This window comes from Parvibaculum sp., assembly GCF_039680535.1.
Taxonomy (GTDB): Bacteria; Pseudomonadota; Alphaproteobacteria; order Parvibaculales; family Parvibaculaceae; genus Parvibaculum.
In genome coordinates, this window is sequence record NZ_JBDKSS010000025.1 from 22,967 (window position 1) to 38,553 (window position 15,587).

Genomic DNA, 15,587 nt, shown 5'->3' on the forward strand with positions numbered 1-15,587 from the left:
TTCACGAAGATTGTTGGAAGAGGGTGAAAGAATGAGCCTGACCACACAGGAGCTCGACGAATTCCGCAAGGAAGTCCGGGCCTGGTTCGAGGAAAACAAGCCCGCCGATCCGGGCTTCCTGCTGCCGCTGTCCTTCATGGAAGTGGGCACGGACGAGCAGTTCTATTTCCTGCGCGACTGGCAGCGGAAGGTCTATGAGGCCGGCTATCTCGGCATGGCCTGGCCGAAGGAATATGGCGGCCACGGCAAGCCGCAGGCCCTTCAGGACATCGTGACGCGCGAGATGATCCGCCAGAAGGTGCCCTTCATGACGAACACGATCGGCCTCAACTGGGCCGGTCCGCTGATCCTCAACATGGGATCGGAAGAGCAGAAGAAGTCCTATATTCCGGGCATTCTCAGCGCTGAGGACATCTGGTGCCAGGGCTTCTCGGAGCCGGATCACGGCTCCGATCTCGGCAATGCGCAGCTCAAGGCGACGCGCGACGGCAACGAGTTCGTGCTCAACGGCAGCAAGATCTGGACGAGCCTTGGCAGGCACGCGAAATATATGATCCTGCTCGCCCGCACGAAGCAGAACACGAATAACAAATACGAGGGATTGAGCTTCTTCCTCATCCCGATGCGCATTCCCGGCATTGAAGTTGTGCCGATCCGCAAGCTCACCGGCGAATATGGCTTCAACCAGACCTTCTTCACCGATGCGCGGATTTCCGAATCCTGCCTCATTGGCAAGGAAGGCGAAGGCTGGCAGGTCGCCATGGCGACGCTTGCTTTCGAGCGCGGGGCGGTCGGTGGCCAGGCTGGCGGCCATGCGATGATGAGCCGGGAAGTGGCGGAAGTTGTCGCGCTCGCGCAGACCGCGCAGCGCGGCGGCAGGCCCGCGATCGAAGATCCGACGATCCGTGACCGCCTCGTGCAGTTCATCATGGAAGAACGGTCCATGATGCTCAATTCGGCACGTTCCAGGATCAAGGCGCTCAATGCAGATCGTCCTTTCTCGATCCCCATGTCGTCGAAGCTCGTGGGCAGCGAATATCAGCGCCGCATGAACCAGTTCGCGCTCTCGCTGCAAGGCGCGAACGCAGCCTATTACGTCGGCGACGATCTTGCCTATGAGCGCGGCCAGTGGCAGCGGTCGTACTTCAACTCCTTCTCCGCCACCATCGGCGGCGGAACGAGCGAAATTCAGCACAACATTATTGGCGAGCGCGTTCTCGGCCTGCCGAAGAGCTGAGGAGCGATAGATCATGCTGGACACAAACAAGAAACTGACGATCACCTTCAGCGAGGAGCAGGAGCAGCTTCTCGACATCGCGACGAGCTTCGCCCGTGACAAGTTCCCCATGGACAAGACGCGGGCGCGCATCGCGGCGGCTGAAGATTTCGACCGCGCGGTCTGGAGCGAAATGGCTTCGCTCGGCTGGCTCGGCATTGCCGTGCCGGAAGAATTCGGTGGTAGCGGCCTCGGCCTCGCCGAAGTCGTGACCATCGCCGAGCCGCTCGGCCGCAATCTCGCGGGCACGCCTTTCGTCTCCACGACGCTTGTCGCACAGGCGTTGCTGAAGGCAGGCACCTCCGCGCAGAAGCAGGAATGGCTGCCGAAGATTTGCGAAGGCGCTATCGGCGCTCTCGCAATTGTCGAACCGCATGGCGATTGGAACCTCGCGCATCTCGAAGCGAAGGCAACGGAGGCAGGCGACACGCTTGCGCTTTCGGGCACCAAGACTTTCGTGACCGATGCGGCCTCCGCCGATCTCGCCATTGTTTCGGTGTCGCTTGGCGGCAAGCCCGCGCTCGTTCTTCTCGACAAGGCGGCGCTCGGCAAGGCGACGCTCACGCGTGAAACGGTCATCGACGAGACGCGCCGCTCCTATCGCCTGAAACTCGACGGCGTTTCGGTGCCCAAGGCCAATCTGCTCGATCAGGCGTCAACGACGGCGGCGCTGAGCCATGTCGACGCGGCGGCCTGCCTGCTGCTTGCGGCGGAAGCCTGCGGCGGCACGAGCGGCGTCATCGACGTCATCGTCGAGTATCTGAAGACGCGCAAGCAGTTCGACCGCTATATCGGCTCCTATCAGGCGCTGAAGCATCCGACGGTCGACGCGCTTCTCGCACTCGAAGCGGCCCGTTCGCATCTCTATTATGCGGCAGGCGTTTTCGGTCAGGGCGAGCAAGGCGAGATTGCCGTGCGCATGGCGAAGGCTCTGTCGAGCGACGCCATCGCCTTTGCGTCAGATCGCGCCATCCAGTTCCATGGCGGCTTCGGTTTCACCTATGACTGCGACGCACAGCTTTTCCGCCGTCGCGGTGTCTGGTGTGAGGTGCAGCATGGCGACGCGGCCTATCACCGCCGCAAGCTGGCCGATCTGATATTCTGAAAAAGTTGGGGGCGCTTCGGTGCCCCCATTCGTTTCAGGCGGAATAGACGCGTTTTCCGCTGACCCATGTTTCAAGCACGCGAATGCTGCGGATCGTCTCCGGCGGCACCGCGCGCGGGTCCTTGTCCAGAACAACGAAATCCGCGAACTTGCCCGGCTCCAGCGTGCCGATCTCATGATCGGAATGGCATTGCCACGCGGCATCCCGCGTCAGCGCGACGATGGCGTCCTCGACGCTCACGCGCTCGGCCGGATTGAGCACGCCGCCCGGTTCTTTCCAGAGGCTGCGGTTGACCGCATTGTCGATGAGGCGCAGCGGGTCCATCTCGCTCACCGGCTCGTCCGAATGCATGGTCCAGCGAATGCCCTTCTTCCCGCATGACGCGGCGCGGCCGAGGAGGTTCGTCTTTGCCGGTCCGAATATCTCGTCGCGAAAGGCCTTGCCCCAATAGTGGACGTGACCGATCAGGAAGCTCGGGCTGATGCCGAGCTTTGCGATGCGCTCGATCTGCTCGTCGTGAAGGATCGAGCAATGTTCGATGCGGAAGCGGCGCTCGCGCGGCGCGCCAGCCGCATAGGCCGCCTCGAAGGCATCGAGCGCATGGTCGATGGCCCTGTCGCCATTTGCGTGAACGACAACCGGCCAGCCCTGAAGCGCGCGCTTGATCACGATCTCCTTCAGCGCCTCCTTCTCGACATAGGCGATGCCGAAATCATCGCGTCCAAGATAGGGCTCGCGTTGAAGTCCCGTTCGGCCCTGATTGGAACCGTCGGAGACAATCTTCCATCCGGCCGCACGCGCCATCTGGTCGCCGTCGCCGAAGGCAAAGCCCAACTCGTCCCAGCGGCTTGCGCCGGCCTGGATCAATGAATAGCGAAGACGCGCCGTCATATGTCCGGAGACCGCGAACTTTCGGAAGGCTTCGATCTCGCCCGGTCCCTGGAAGCCGCCGCTCGCCTGATCGCAGAAGGTGGTGATGCCGACGCGGTTCGCCTTTTCGCACACGCGCTTGCAGGCGGCGGGCACATCGGTCACGGCCATGGCGGCAAGGTTGTGACCGAGCACGGCGAACATCGTCGCCTGTCCCTGCAGCACGCCATTCGGTGTGCCGTCCGGCTCGCGCCCATATGCGGCGCCGGCGGGATTGGGCGTCGCGGCGGTGATGCCGGCGATCTTCAGCGCCGCCGAATTGCAATAGCCGATATGAAGCGAGGCATTGAAGATGAAGACCGGATTGTCGGGCGCCAGACGGTCGAGCGCCCGCGCGTTGATGCGGTCCGCGCCGGGCTGCAGCGAAGGGTCGAACTGCCGGGCAACGATCCACTCGCCGGGCTTTGCCTGCCCTGCCAACTCGCCGATCCGCGCGATGACATCCTCGGCATCTTCGCATTGCATCGCTCCCACATCGGCGAAGCGCCCCAGAATGGCGATGGGGAAAAAGTGCATATGCGGTTCTATGAAGCCCGGAAGGATCGTTCGCCCGGCGCAATCTACGATCTCGGCCTCGTCGCCCGCGCTCGCTTTCACCTCGTCGAGCGTCCCCACCGCGACGATCTTTCCGTTACGGAACGCGAGCGCCTCGGCAATGCTGAAATTCCCGTCCGCGGTCACGACATTGGCATTGGCCATGATGGTCGTGCCGGCATGGGCTTCGGGAGCCGGGCCCAGCCGCGCCCAGTCGTCATTCCTTGCGGCCCGGTCGAAAGCCGGAAAAGACAGAAGCCCCATATCCTGAAGGATCGGCGCGCAGCAGGGACAGCCGAAGCTCTCGCCATCGTGTACATGCGGCTTGCCTTCGCACCCGCAGGATGGCGCGTGCCCTGTCTCGATCATGCCTTGTCCTTCCTGTTTCTCCAGCCGCTTCGGCGTTTCAGCACAGAGTTGACGCAAGGGCGCCGCCTGTCAAACCGCGGCGTTCTGAATCTGCTTCGATGAGGCCGCGGGAATGCGCTAGGCTTCGCGCAAAGAAACTGGTGCCTTGCGGAGGAACGATATGAGCGAGCGGATTTCTCTTTCGATTGAGAACGGCGTGGCGGATGTACGCCTCGTGCGCGTTGACAAGATGAACGCGCTCGACGATGCGATGTTCGAAGCGCTGATCGCGACCGGCGAGCGGCTCGCCACCGAAAAGGGCGTCCGCGCCGTCGTGCTCTCGGGCGAGGGCCGCGCCTTCTGCGCCGGTCTCGACATGGGCAATTTCGGCAAGATGGCCGCGCCGAAGGATGGCGCAAAGAAGGAAGAGGCGGGCATGCTTGGCCGTCTCGAAAAGCGCACCCATGGCATCGTCAATCGCGCACAACAAGCGGTCTGGGTCTGGCGGCAATTGCCGGTGCCCGTCATCGCCGCTGTTCATGGCGTCGCCTATGGCGGTGGCTTCCAGGTCATGCTCGGCGCTGACATGCGCTATGTCGCGCCGGACACGAAACTCTCGATCATGGAGATCAAGTGGGGCCTCGTCCCCGATATGGCCGGGACGCAGATCATGCGTCATCTGGTGCGCGAGGATATCGTCCGTGAGCTGACCTATACGGGCCGCGTCTTTACCGGTGAAGAAGCGGGCCGCATCGGCTTTGCGACCCGCGTGACGGCGACGCCGCGCGAAGACGCGCTGGCGACCGCGCGCGAAATCGCGAGCAAGAGCCCCGACGCCATCCGCGCCTCCAAGCGCCTGCTCAATGCTGCCGTGGTGGTTGATCCGGCGGCCGGCCTGTTGATGGAGTCGGTCGAGCAGGACAAGCTCATCGGCAGCAAGAACCAGATCGAGTCCGTCATGTCGAACCTTGAAAAGCGGGCTGCAAACTACATCGACTGAAGCAGATCCTAGGGCATCCCGTCGGTGGAACGGGAGGACGGGATGCCCTAGGCTTCAAGGAAACGCTGGCGAAGCGGACAAAATAAAGATCAATAATCTTCGCAATGTCTCTGGGAGGAGAACATGGGAAAGACATCGGTAGCGGTTATCGGGGCGGGCCTTGGCGGGCTTTGCGCGGCCATCAAGCTCAAGGAAGCCGGCTTCGACAACGTCACGATTCTCGAAAAGGCCACGAAGGTCGGCGGCACGTGGCGGGATAATTCCTATCCCGGTTGCGCCTGCGACACGCCGGTGGCGATGTACCAGTTCTCCTTCGCGCCGAGCCTCGGCTGGAGCCATCTTTTCCCGCGCGCGGGTGAGGTGCAGGCCTATTCCGAATTTCTCGCCGACAGCTTCAACCTTCGCCCCAACCTGAAACTCGGCGCCGAGACGACCTCCGCCGTATGGGACGAGGCGAAATCCGTCTGGCGCCTCACGACGAAATCGGGCGAGACGATCGAGGCGGACGCCATCGTGCCCGCGCTCGGTCAGCTCAATCGGCCGACCATTCCGGAAATCAAGGGACGCGACAGCTTCAAGGGTCCGGCCTTCCATTCGGCGCGCTGGGACCATTCGGTCGACCTCAAGGGCAAGCGTGTCGGCGTCATCGGGTCGGCGGCGAGCGCCGTTCAGCTCATCCCCGAAGTGGCGAAGATCGCGAGCCATCTCACCGTCTTCCAGCGCACGCCGAACTGGGTGATCCCGCGTCTCGACCGGCCGATTACCGAGGAAGAAAAGGCGCTGATGATGACCGCGCCCGAAATCGCGCAGATGGGCCGCGATGTCATTTACGCCAATGCCGATCATCTTTTCTGGCAGGCCTTCAGCTGGACGAAGGAGGGCCGCGATGCCTATACGCGCATTGCGCTCAACCAGCTCGAAGAGCAGGTGCCGGATCCCGAACTCCGCAAGAAGCTGACGCCGGATTATCCGATCGGCTGCAAGCGCATCCTCATCACCGATGATTTCTACCCGGCCCTGATGCGCCCCAATGTCTCGCTCGTCACCGAACGTATCGAGGGCATCACGCCCGAAGGTGTGAAGACCACCGACGGCGCGATGCATGATCTCGACGTCATCGTCTATGCGACGGGCTTCGAGACGACGGGCTGGCATTGGTCGATGGATGTGATCGGCCGCGGCGGCAAGCGCCTCAACGATGTCTGGCATGAGGCGCCGGAAGCCTATCTCGGCATCACGACCGCGGGCTTCCCGAACATGTTCATGCTCTATGGGCCCAACACCAATCTCGGCCATAACACGATCACCTTCATGATCGAGCGTCAGGTCGAATACACGGTGAAGGCGCTGCAGGCGCTGGAAGCGCGCGGGGCCGCTTCCATGGATGTGACGCAAACCGCACAGGATCGCTTCAACCGCGAGCTTCAGGCGAATCTTGCCAAGACCACCTGGGCCGATCCGGGCTGCCACTCCTGGTACAAGACGGCGGACGGCCGCATCACCCAGAACTGGGGCTCGCATACACGCGACTACGCCAAGGCGACGGCCAATGTCGCGCTCGAGGATTACACGCTCGCGCAGCGCGCGACGGTGGCCGCACAGTAGAACTGAACAAGGCGAGCGTCCTTGCGGCGCTCGCCGACCGTTCTCCCGGAGCGCGGCGCTATCTCGATTTCGGGAACACGCCCTTGGTCGTGAACTTTTGTTCCTTGTGCTTCTTGCCGAGGCGCTTTCCCTCGCCGCCACTGAGGCCGGTGCCGGCGGGCTGCCATGCGGGGATGAGCTGATGCTTGCCGGGGCCGATGAGGTCGGCGCGGCCCATGCGCTTCAGCGCGTCGCGCAGGAGCGGCCAGTTTTCAGCGTCGTGATAGCGAAGGAATGCCTTGTGCAACCGGCGCTGCTTCAGTCCCTTGATCGTCTCGACCTCTTCCGACGCGCCGCGGCGGACGGCCTTCAGCGGGTTCTTGCCGGAGTAATACATGGCGGTTGAAAGCGCCATGGGCGAGGGCAGGAAGGTCTGTACCTGATCGGCGCGGTATTTGTTGCGCTTCAGCCAGAGGGCGAGGTTCATCATGTCCTCGTCCGTCGTGCCGGGATGCGCGGCGATGAAGTAGGGGATGAGGAAATATTCCTTGCCCGCTTTCTTCGCCGCCTCGTCGAACATCTTCTTGAAGCGGTCGTAAGCGCCGATACCCGGCTTCATCATCTTGGAGAGCGGGCCCTTCTCCGTGTGCTCCGGCGCGATCTTCAGGTAACCGCCGACATGATGCGTGACGAGTTCCTTGATGTAGGTCGGGCTTTCGACCGCGAGGTCGTAGCGCACGCCCGAGGCGACCATGATCTTCTTGATGCCCGGCAGCTCGCGCGCCTTGCGATAGAGCTGGATCAGCGACTCGTGGCTGGTATTGAGATTGGGGCAAATGCCCGGATAGACGCAGGACGGCTTGCGGCAGAGCGACTCCGTGCGCTTGTCCTTGCAGGCCATGCGATACATGTTGGCGGTCGGTCCGCCGATGTCCGAGATGATGCCGGTGAAACCTTCCACCTTGTCACGCACGGTCTCGATCTCTTTCAGGATCGAGCCCTCCGAACGGCTCTGGATGATGCGGCCTTCATGCTCTGTGATCGAGCAGAAGGAGCAGCCGCCGAAGCAACCGCGCATGATCGTGACAGAGGTTTTGATCATGTCCCAGGCGGGGATCTTCTGGCCCTCGTAAGCTGGATGCGGCGCGCGCGCATAGGGCAGATCGTAGACCCCGTCCATTTCCTCGGTCGTCAGCGGAATGGGCGGCGGCGTCAGCCAGACCTCCTGATTGCCATGTCGCTGCACCAGCGGCCGTGCATTGCCGGGATTGCTCTCGCGGTGGAGAACGCGCGAGGCGCGGGCATAGGTTTCGGGATCGGCCGAGACCTGCTCGTAGGAGGGGAGACGCACTAAGGTATTGGCTGCGTTGGCGCGGGCGCCTTCATCGGCAGCATCGATATCGTCGGCATGAGCTTCCGTCCACCCTTCCGGCACGGCGGGCTTCGTCACGGCGACGCCGCGCACATCGTCGATCTCGGAAGGCTTTGCGCCCTTGGCGATCCGGTGTGTCACTTCCACGATCGCGCGTTCGGCATTGCCGTAAAGCAGGATGTCGGCCTTCGCATCGATGAGGATCGAACGGCGCACCTTGTCCGACCAGTAGTCGTAATGCGCGATGCGGCGAAGCGAGCTTTCGATGCCGCCGAGCATGATCGGCACATCCTTGTAGGCTTCGCGGCAGCGCTGCGCATAGACGATGGTGGAACGGTCCGGCCGCTTGCCGCCTTCGCCGCCCGGCGTGTAGCTGTCGTTATGACGGAGCCGCCGGTCGGAGGTGTAGCGGTTGACCATGGAATCCATGTTGCCGCCGGTCACGCCGAAATAGAGCGCAGGCTTCCCCAGCGCCTTGAAGGGCTCGGCGCTCTGCCAGTCCGGCTGCGAAATGATCCCGACGCGGAAGCCCTGAGACTCGAGCAGCCGCCCGATAATAGCCATACCGAAACTGGGGTGATCGACATAGGCATCGCCGGTGACGAGGATCACATCGCATTGATCCCAGCCCAGCTGGTCCATTTCCTCGCGCGACATAGGCAGGAAAGGCGCCACGCCGAAGCGGTGGGCCCAATGTTTGCGGTAGGAAAAGATGTTTTTGGCGGCGTCCATGCCGCGGAACATGATGTTGAACGCCTCGCGGGTCAATGCCCCGCTTGAGCCGTTTCGCTTCGTCTGCTGCCGTTGACGTCGATCAATGTCACCGGCGCGGCTCGTTGAAAGGATGATGAACCGAAAGCAATCGCGGACAGGCTATGTCGCCCTTGAGCCGGATTATGCCGTCAATGACGATGCGACAGCTTCACAGAAGCTGGACGTCACTGATGTGCGGCATGGCGAAGCACACCGTCCATGGTCAGCAGCTCGCGGTAGAGATCGACGCGGCGGTCGCGGAAGACGCCCCATTCGAGCCGCGCACGGCGGTTCGCTTCTATGTCGAAACTGGCAGTCAGCACCGCTTCCCCCGTCTCGCCAGCCTCGGCAACCTTCTTGCCGGTATTGTCCGTGATGAAGGACGAGCCGTAGAAGGTGATGTCGCAGGTGCGCCCCTCTTCACGCCCCGTCCGGTTCGAGGCGATCACGGGCACCATGTTCGCGGCCGCATGGCCCTGCATGGTGCGCTGCCAGTGGTCGCGCGAATGGATCATGGGGTCATGGGGCTCGGAGCCGATGGCGGTCGGGTAGCAGATGACGTCGGCCCCCTTCAGCGCCAGGATGCGCGCGGTTTCCGGAAACCACTGGTCCCAGCAGACGGCGGCGCCGACGCGGCCGAAACGCGTCGGCCAGACGTGAAAGCCCGTGTCGCCGGGCGAGAAGTAATATTTCTCCTTGTAGCCCGGGCCGTCCGGAATATGCGACTTGCGATAGATGCCGAGAATCCCGCCATCCGCGTCGATCATGACCAGCGTGTTGTAAAGCGCATTGTTGGCGCGCTCGTAGATCGAGACGGGCAGGACGACGCCGTGCCGCGCCGCAAGCACGCGCATGTGCTGAACGGCGGGATTCTCGCCGACCGGCAGCGCGAGATGCAGAAGGTCCGGATGCGTGTCCTTGCAGAAATAGGGCGTCTCGAAAAGCTCCTGCAGCAGGATCAGCTGTGCGCCTTTCTCGACCGCCGCCAGCACCAGGCGTTCCGCATTCGCGATGTTCTCGTCGCGGTCGTTTCCGCATGCCATCTGCGTGGCGGCGACGGTCAGGCTCGTCATGTCTTAACCCGTTGGAAAAAGCGTTGGTCCGCTTCGTTCGAAGCGATGTCCGACGACTCTAGATCGCCGCTCCCTCTCTTCGCAACCGGCGCGCTTGTCGCCGTTCTGTAACAGGATTCCATAATGCGCCACTTCATCGACACGCAGGACTTCACCAAGGCGGAACTGCTCGACCTCATCGAACTCGTCCGTTTGACCAAGGCGGCGGACAAGCAGGGCGCGCTGCCGCGTCTTCTCGAGGGGGCCTCGCTCGGCATGATCTTCGAGGAGCCGTCGACGCGCACGCGCATTTCCTTCGAAGTGGCGATGACGCGGCTTGGCGGCCATGCGCTCTATCTCCGGCCCGGTGAAATCCATCTCGGTGTGCGCGAGTCGACCAAGGACACCGCCAAGGTGATCAGCCGCATGACCAACGCCATCGAGGCGCGAATGCTCAAGCATTCGATGGTACTGGAGCTTGCGAAACACGCGACCGTTCCTGTCATCAACGGTCTGACGGATTACAACCATCCGACGCAGGTGGTGTGCGATGTCTTTACCATGCTGGAGCACAAGCTGCCCGACAAGCAGCTCGAAGACCTGAAGGTGACCTTCGTCGGTGACACGACCAATGTCTGCTCGTCGCTGATGCTGATCTGTACGCAGCTCGGCATGCATTTCACACAGGCCGCGCCGAAGCAGTATCAGGCTTCCGTCGAGCTTCAGGCGGTGGCGCGGGCGAATTGCGCTGTGTCGGGCGGCACCCTCACCATTACCGACGATCCCGTCGCAGCCGTCACGGATGCCGATTTCATCTACACGGATCTCTGGTGGTGGGTCGGCCAGGAGTCGGAGATTCCCGACCGCAAGGCCGCCTTCATGCCCAAGTTCCAGGTCAATCTCGCCCTTTTCAGCAAGGCCCCGGCGCACGCGAAGATGATGCATTGCCTGCCCGCGAGCCGCGGCGTCGAAGCGACGGACGAGGTTCTCGATCATCCGCGTTCCATCATCTACGACCAGTCGGAGAACCGTCTTCACACCGAAAAGGCGATCCTCATCGAATTCGTCTACCCGCATATCCGCCGTCCGCAGCAGGCGCTTCGCGACTGGCATGCGGGCCGTATCCAGGCATTTCTCGGAGCAAAACTTCTTCCCCCATTTGACGCAAATTGAAAAGGCCACAGGCACAAGGAGATATCGAGATGACGGTTCTCAACACCCCGGCGACGGCAGGACGCGGCAGTTTCAAGCGCGTTCTGAATGCGCTCGACATGACGCTCTTCACGGTCTGCGCGATCCTCGTCATCGATACGCTGGCGGCCTCGGCCAAGGTGGGCGTTTCGTCGCTCACATGGTGGGTCATCACCTTCTTCTTCTTCTTCGTGCCTTATGGCCTCATCGTTGCGGAACTCGGCGCCGCCTATCCCGGCGAAGGCGGCATCCAGCAATGGATCCGCCGCGCCTATGGCGACAGATGGGCCGGCCGCGCGGGCTGGTATTACTGGGTCAACGTCGCGCTCTGGATGCCCTCCGTCTACATCCTGTTTGCAGGCATGACGGCGCAGCTCTTCGCGCCTGAAATGGGCCTCTGGACGAAGATCGTCATCGGCATCGTGATGACATGGATCACGGTCGGCGTCGGCATCGCAAGCCTCGCCAACAGCAAATGGGTGCCGAATGTCGGCGCGGTGGTGAAAGCCGCCATCATGCTGCTCATGGGCGTCGCCGGCATCTGGGTTGCCTTCACGCGCGGCGTTGCGAACGAGATCAACTTTTCCACGCTTATGCCGAGCTGGGACATCGGCCTCGCCTTCCTGCCGGTCGTCGTCTACAACTTCCTCGGCTTCGAGCTGATGTCCGGCGCGGGCGAGGAAATGAAGAACCCCGCCCGCGATGTGCCTTTCGCGATCGTCGTGGCCGGTCTTGCCATCGTCGCGTTCTACCTTCTCGCGACATTCGGCATTCTCGCCGCGCTGCCTGTCGACCAGATCGGCCTCATCGAAGGCGTTCTCGATACGGTCGGGAAACTTCTCGGCGAATCCGATCTCGCCAAGGCCGTGACGATGATCGTCGGTCTCGGCGCGCTCTATACGTTCTTCGCCAACATGGTGACATGGACGCTGGGCGCAAACCGCACGGCTCAGGCCGCCGCCGCCGACGGCGAGCTTCCGGCCATCTTCGCGAGCCTCCATCCGACCTACAACACGCCGGTCGGCGCCTTCCTGCTGACGGGACTCGTCTCGACTGTCGTCATCGTTCTCTATGGCCTTCTGGCGGGAACGGCCGAAGATCTCTTCTGGTCTCTCTTCGCCTTCAGCTCCATCGTCTTTCTGCTGCCCTATCTACTCGTCTTCGTGGCCTTCCTGAAGTTGCGCAGGGTCGATGTGGATGTGCCGCGGCCCTATCGTGTGCCGGGTAACCGGGCCGTGATCGTCACTCTTGCGTCGCTCTGTTTCTTCTTCGTCGCTCAGGCGATTATCTTCTTCGTCTGGGTGCCGGGCGAAGGCATCGACTGGACGACGGCAGGACCGATCGTCGGCGGCGTGGTGCTGACGATCATTCTGGGCGAGGTGATTCTCGCCATTCAGGGGCGCAAGTCGGCCTGATTGCAGAGGGTGCGAGCATGAGTACGACATTCACTTCGACGCCGGCGGCGGATGGCTTCTTCATGCCGGCGGAATGGGCGCCACACGCGGGCACATGGATGATCTGGCCGGAGCGGCCCGATAACTGGCGGCTCGGCGGCAAGCCGGCGCAGGCGGCTTTTGCCGCCGTCGCGTCGGCCATCGCCGAGACCGAGGCGATGACGGTCTGCGTGTCGCCGGCGCAGTTCCAGAATGCGCGGCGCGTTCTGCCCCCGCATATTCGTCTCGTCGAAGTGTCGAACAATGACAGCTGGATCCGCGATTGCGGTCCGACTTTCGTGATCGACGGCAAGGGAGCCGTTCGCGGCGTCGACTGGACTTTCAATGCCTGGGGCGGGCTTGAGGGCGGCCTCTACTTCCCCTGGGATCAGGACGAGCTTGTCGCGCAAAAGGTGATCGAGATGGAGCGCGTCGGTCGCTACAAGGCGCCGCTCGTTCTCGAAGGCGGTTCGATACATGTCGATGGCGAGGGTACGCTGCTCACGACGGAGGAATGCCTGCTCAACCCGAACCGCAATCCTTCGCTGAAGAAGGAGGAGATCGAGCATCTCCTCGGCCAGTATCTCGGCATCCGCCACACGATCTGGATCGATCGCGGCGTTTACAATGACGAGACGTCGGGGCATGTCGACAATATCGCCTGTTTTGCGAGGCCGGGCGTCGTCCTGCTGACATGGACCGACGACACGAGCGACCCCCAATATGAAATCAGCAAGGATGCGTTCGACCGTCTTTCGAAGGCGAAGGATGCGAAGGGCCGGTCGCTTGAAGTCGTGAAGCTTCACCAGCCCGGGCCGCTGTTCGAGACAGCCGAAGAAGCGCAGGGCGTCGATCATGTCGAGGGCTCGCAGCCACGCGAGGCGGGGCTCCGGCTCGCCGCGTCCTACGTCAATTTCTACATCGCCAACGGCGCGATCATCTATCCGTTGCTCGATCCGAAATATGACGCCAATGCCGCCGGGATTCTTGCCAAGGCGTTCCCGGACCGAAAGGTGAAGGGCGTGGCGGCGCGGGAGATCCTTCTCGGCGGTGGCAACATCCATTGCATCACCCAGCAGCAGCCATCGGGCCGATAAGACATGCGTATAGTGGTTGCGATCGGCGGCAATGCGCTTCTCAAGCGCGGTGAAACGCTGAGCTGGGAGAACCAGCGCATCAACATGCGCGACGCCGCGGCGTCGCTTGCCGAGGTCGCCAGATCGAACACGCTCGTACTGGTGCACGGCAACGGGCCGCAGGTCGGCCTTCTCGCGCTCGAAGCCGATGCCTACAAGGCCGTTCCGCCTTATCCGCTCGATGCGCTGGGCGCGGAATCGCAGGGCATGATCGGTTATCTGATCGCGCAGGAAATGCGTCGCGCCCTGCCGGCGCGCAGCGTCGCCGCCCTGTTGACGCAGACGGTCGTGGACGCGAATGATCCGGCCTTTCAGCATCCGACGAAACCCATCGGCCCTGTCTATTCGGAGATCAGCGCGGGCGGGCTCGCGAAACCGCGCGGCTGGACCATGGCGAAAGATGGCGATGCCTTTCGCCGCGTCGTCGCCTCGCCCCAGCCGCAACGCATCGTCGAGGCGGATGCGATCCGCGCGCTGGTGGAAGCGGGCGCTCTCGTCATCTGCACGGGCGGGGGCGGCATTCCCGTCATCGAGAATGACGACAAATCGCTCGAAGGCGTCGAGGCGGTGATCGACAAGGATCTCGGCGCGGCGCTTCTCGCCCATGATCTCGACGCGGGCCGCCTCGTCATTCTCACCGATGTCGACGGCGTCTATGAGAACTGGGGAAAGCCGGAGCAACGGCTGCTGCGCGAGTTGTCCGCAGCGAATATAGACCCCGCTGCCTTCGCGAAAGGGTCCATGGGGCCGAAGATCGACGCCGCCTGCCGCTTCGCCCGCGCCACCGGCCGTCCCGCCTTCATCGGCAGTCTCGCGGAGGCGCGCGCCGTCGTTGAAGGCAAGGCCGGAACGCGGATCGATCCCTGACGCGGTGCCCTAGCCGAATTCTGCGATAATCAGATCGACGAAACTTCTGACCTTGGGCGTCATCCGCCGCTCGCGCAGGAACACAACATGCATCGGGCGCGGCGGCGCCTCGAAATCCGGCAATACGCGGACGAGACGTCCGGAGGCGAGATCGTCCTTCACCATGACTTCCGCGCCGAGAAGAATGCCGGCTCCTGCGAGAGCGGCCGCGCGCAGTGCTCTCGAGTCGTTGATCTGGAAGCGGCTGCGAACCTGCACCGATTGAACGTCGCTGCCCTTGGCGAAAGTCCATTCCCTCATGGCGGGGCGCGAGGAATAGGCGAAGGGCAGACAGTCGTGCTTTGTCAGGTCGTCGGGCGTTTCCGGCGCGCCATGCGCTGCGAGGTAGGAGGGTGCGGCGCAGGCGAAGAGACGATAGGGAGCGAGCGCCCGCGCGACGAGCGATGAATCGGAAAGCTCGCCAAGCCTGATCGCGACCTCATAGCCTTCGTCCACGAGATCGACCAGGCGGTCCGTCACCGTCAGATCGATCTCCACCTCTGGGTAAAGGCGCAGATATTGCGCGACCAGAGGCGCAAGGCTGAACGTTCCAAACGTCACCGGCGCGCTGACGCGCAATCTCCCGCGCGGCGAGGCGGTCAGCTCGCGCGCGACCGCCTCGGCCGCTTCGAACTCCGCCAGCGCGATCTTGCAATGGTCGTAGTAGAGACGCCCCGCTTCGGTCAGGCTCTGGCGGCGGGTGGTTCTGTTGAGAAGCCTGACACCCAGCCGTTCCTCTATGGCGCTGACATGCTTGCCCACCATTTGCGACGACATGCCGAGCGCCGCGCCTGCGGCGGCGAAAGATCCTGTATCGGCAGCCTTGATGAAGACGGCCATGCTCTGAAGACGATCCATATTGGAAACCCACAGTTTCGATACCTGAAATTTATAGCCGATTTATCAACCTGTGGTTTTTAAATAATTTGCCGGTCTCGCCCACCGGGCATAGCCATACGGGAATCG

At 62.7% G+C, this 15,587-nt stretch carries 12 protein-coding genes; 8 read left to right on the forward strand and 4 right to left on the reverse strand.

Annotated features, from left to right (window positions below; translation table 11 throughout):
- The first annotated feature begins 31 nt into the window (after positions 1-31).
- Positions 32-1,237, forward strand: coding sequence for an acyl-CoA dehydrogenase family protein (locus ABFC66_RS15475; protein ID WP_346741871.1), 1,206 nt, complete (start codon positions 32-34; stop codon positions 1,235-1,237).
- A 13-nt stretch (positions 1,238-1,250) separates the two neighbouring features.
- Complete coding sequence (locus tag ABFC66_RS15480) at positions 1,251-2,381, forward strand: acyl-CoA dehydrogenase family protein (protein WP_346741872.1); 1,131 nt, start codon at positions 1,251-1,253, stop codon at positions 2,379-2,381.
- Between the two features lie 34 nt (positions 2,382-2,415).
- Here the strand turns inward: ABFC66_RS15480 and ABFC66_RS15485 are convergent, their stop codons facing one another.
- A complete protein-coding gene (locus ABFC66_RS15485; RefSeq protein ID WP_346741873.1) occupies positions 2,416-4,215 on the reverse strand; it encodes an amidohydrolase family protein in 1,800 nt (599 codons plus the stop codon).
- A 160-nt stretch (positions 4,216-4,375) separates the two neighbouring features.
- Here ABFC66_RS15485 and ABFC66_RS15490 point away from each other — a divergent pair, with 160 nt between their 5' ends.
- Together ABFC66_RS15490 and ABFC66_RS15495 are read left to right on the forward strand one after the other, a co-directional pair.
- Positions 4,376-5,194 carry a crotonase/enoyl-CoA hydratase family protein gene (locus ABFC66_RS15490; protein ID WP_346741874.1) on the forward strand — a complete coding sequence of 273 codons (819 nt, stop codon included), beginning with the start codon at positions 4,376-4,378 and terminating at the stop codon, positions 5,192-5,194.
- 123 nt (positions 5,195-5,317) lie between these two features.
- On the forward strand, positions 5,318-6,799 hold the full coding sequence (locus tag ABFC66_RS15495; RefSeq protein ID WP_346741875.1) for an NAD(P)/FAD-dependent oxidoreductase: 1,482 nt from the start codon (positions 5,318-5,320) through the stop codon (positions 6,797-6,799).
- Between the two features lie 58 nt (positions 6,800-6,857).
- Here the strand turns inward: ABFC66_RS15495 and ABFC66_RS15500 are convergent, their stop codons facing one another.
- Positions 6,858-8,882, reverse strand: a complete 2,025-nt coding sequence (locus ABFC66_RS15500) for a YgiQ family radical SAM protein (protein WP_346742061.1) — start codon at positions 8,880-8,882, stop codon at positions 6,858-6,860.
- Positions 8,883-9,088: 206 nt separating this feature from the next.
- On the reverse strand, positions 9,089-9,976 hold the full coding sequence (aguB, locus tag ABFC66_RS15505) for an N-carbamoylputrescine amidase (RefSeq protein ID WP_346741876.1): 888 nt from the start codon (positions 9,974-9,976) through the stop codon (positions 9,089-9,091).
- Positions 9,977-10,099: 123 nt separating this feature from the next.
- Between aguB and ptcA the strand changes: the two genes are divergently transcribed.
- Genes ptcA through arcC form a run of 4 tightly spaced genes read left to right on the forward strand, consistent with a single transcriptional unit; the run spans position 10,100 to position 14,582 of the window.
- On the forward strand, positions 10,100-11,128 hold the full coding sequence (gene ptcA / locus ABFC66_RS15510) for a putrescine carbamoyltransferase (RefSeq protein WP_346741877.1): 1,029 nt from the start codon (positions 10,100-10,102) through the stop codon (positions 11,126-11,128).
- 29 nt (positions 11,129-11,157) lie between these two features.
- A complete protein-coding gene (locus ABFC66_RS15515; RefSeq protein ID WP_346741878.1) occupies positions 11,158-12,561 on the forward strand; it encodes an APC family permease in 1,404 nt (467 codons plus the stop codon).
- Between the two features lie 17 nt (positions 12,562-12,578).
- Complete coding sequence (aguA, locus tag ABFC66_RS15520; protein ID WP_346741879.1) at positions 12,579-13,676, forward strand: agmatine deiminase; 1,098 nt, start codon at positions 12,579-12,581, stop codon at positions 13,674-13,676.
- 3 nt (positions 13,677-13,679) lie between these two features.
- Entirely contained in the window at positions 13,680-14,582 is a 903-nt protein-coding gene (arcC, locus tag ABFC66_RS15525) for a carbamate kinase (protein WP_346741880.1), read from the forward strand.
- A 9-nt stretch (positions 14,583-14,591) separates the two neighbouring features.
- Here the strand turns inward: arcC and ABFC66_RS15530 are convergent, their stop codons facing one another.
- Positions 14,592-15,479: a LysR family transcriptional regulator gene (locus ABFC66_RS15530; protein WP_346741881.1), complete on the reverse strand. Its 888-nt coding sequence runs from the start codon at positions 15,477-15,479 to the stop codon at positions 14,592-14,594.
- Positions 15,480-15,587 lie beyond the last annotated feature (108 nt).

Coding starts and splice junctions, on each gene's coding strand:
- ABFC66_RS15490 (WP_346741874.1), top strand. CDS start 4,376: ATGAGCGAGCGGATTTCTCTTTCGATTGAGAACGGCGTGGCGGATGTA.
- ABFC66_RS15480 (WP_346741872.1), top strand. CDS start 1,251: ATGCTGGACACAAACAAGAAACTGACGATCACCTTCAGCGAGGAGCAG.
- ABFC66_RS15485 (WP_346741873.1), bottom strand. CDS start 4,215: ATGATCGAGACAGGGCACGCGCCATCCTGCGGGTGCGAAGGCAAGCCG.
- ABFC66_RS15515 (WP_346741878.1), top strand. CDS start 11,158: ATGACGGTTCTCAACACCCCGGCGACGGCAGGACGCGGCAGTTTCAAG.
- aguA (WP_346741879.1), top strand. CDS start 12,579: ATGAGTACGACATTCACTTCGACGCCGGCGGCGGATGGCTTCTTCATG.
- ABFC66_RS15530 (WP_346741881.1), bottom strand. CDS start 15,479: ATGGATCGTCTTCAGAGCATGGCCGTCTTCATCAAGGCTGCCGATACA.
- ptcA (WP_346741877.1), top strand. CDS start 10,100: ATGCGCCACTTCATCGACACGCAGGACTTCACCAAGGCGGAACTGCTC.
- ABFC66_RS15495 (WP_346741875.1), top strand. CDS start 5,318: ATGGGAAAGACATCGGTAGCGGTTATCGGGGCGGGCCTTGGCGGGCTT.
- ABFC66_RS15475 (WP_346741871.1), top strand. CDS start 32: ATGAGCCTGACCACACAGGAGCTCGACGAATTCCGCAAGGAAGTCCGG.
- arcC (WP_346741880.1), top strand. CDS start 13,680: ATGCGTATAGTGGTTGCGATCGGCGGCAATGCGCTTCTCAAGCGCGGT.
- aguB (WP_346741876.1), bottom strand. CDS start 9,976: ATGACGAGCCTGACCGTCGCCGCCACGCAGATGGCATGCGGAAACGAC.
- ABFC66_RS15500 (WP_346742061.1), bottom strand. CDS start 8,882: ATGGACGCCGCCAAAAACATCTTTTCCTACCGCAAACATTGGGCCCAC.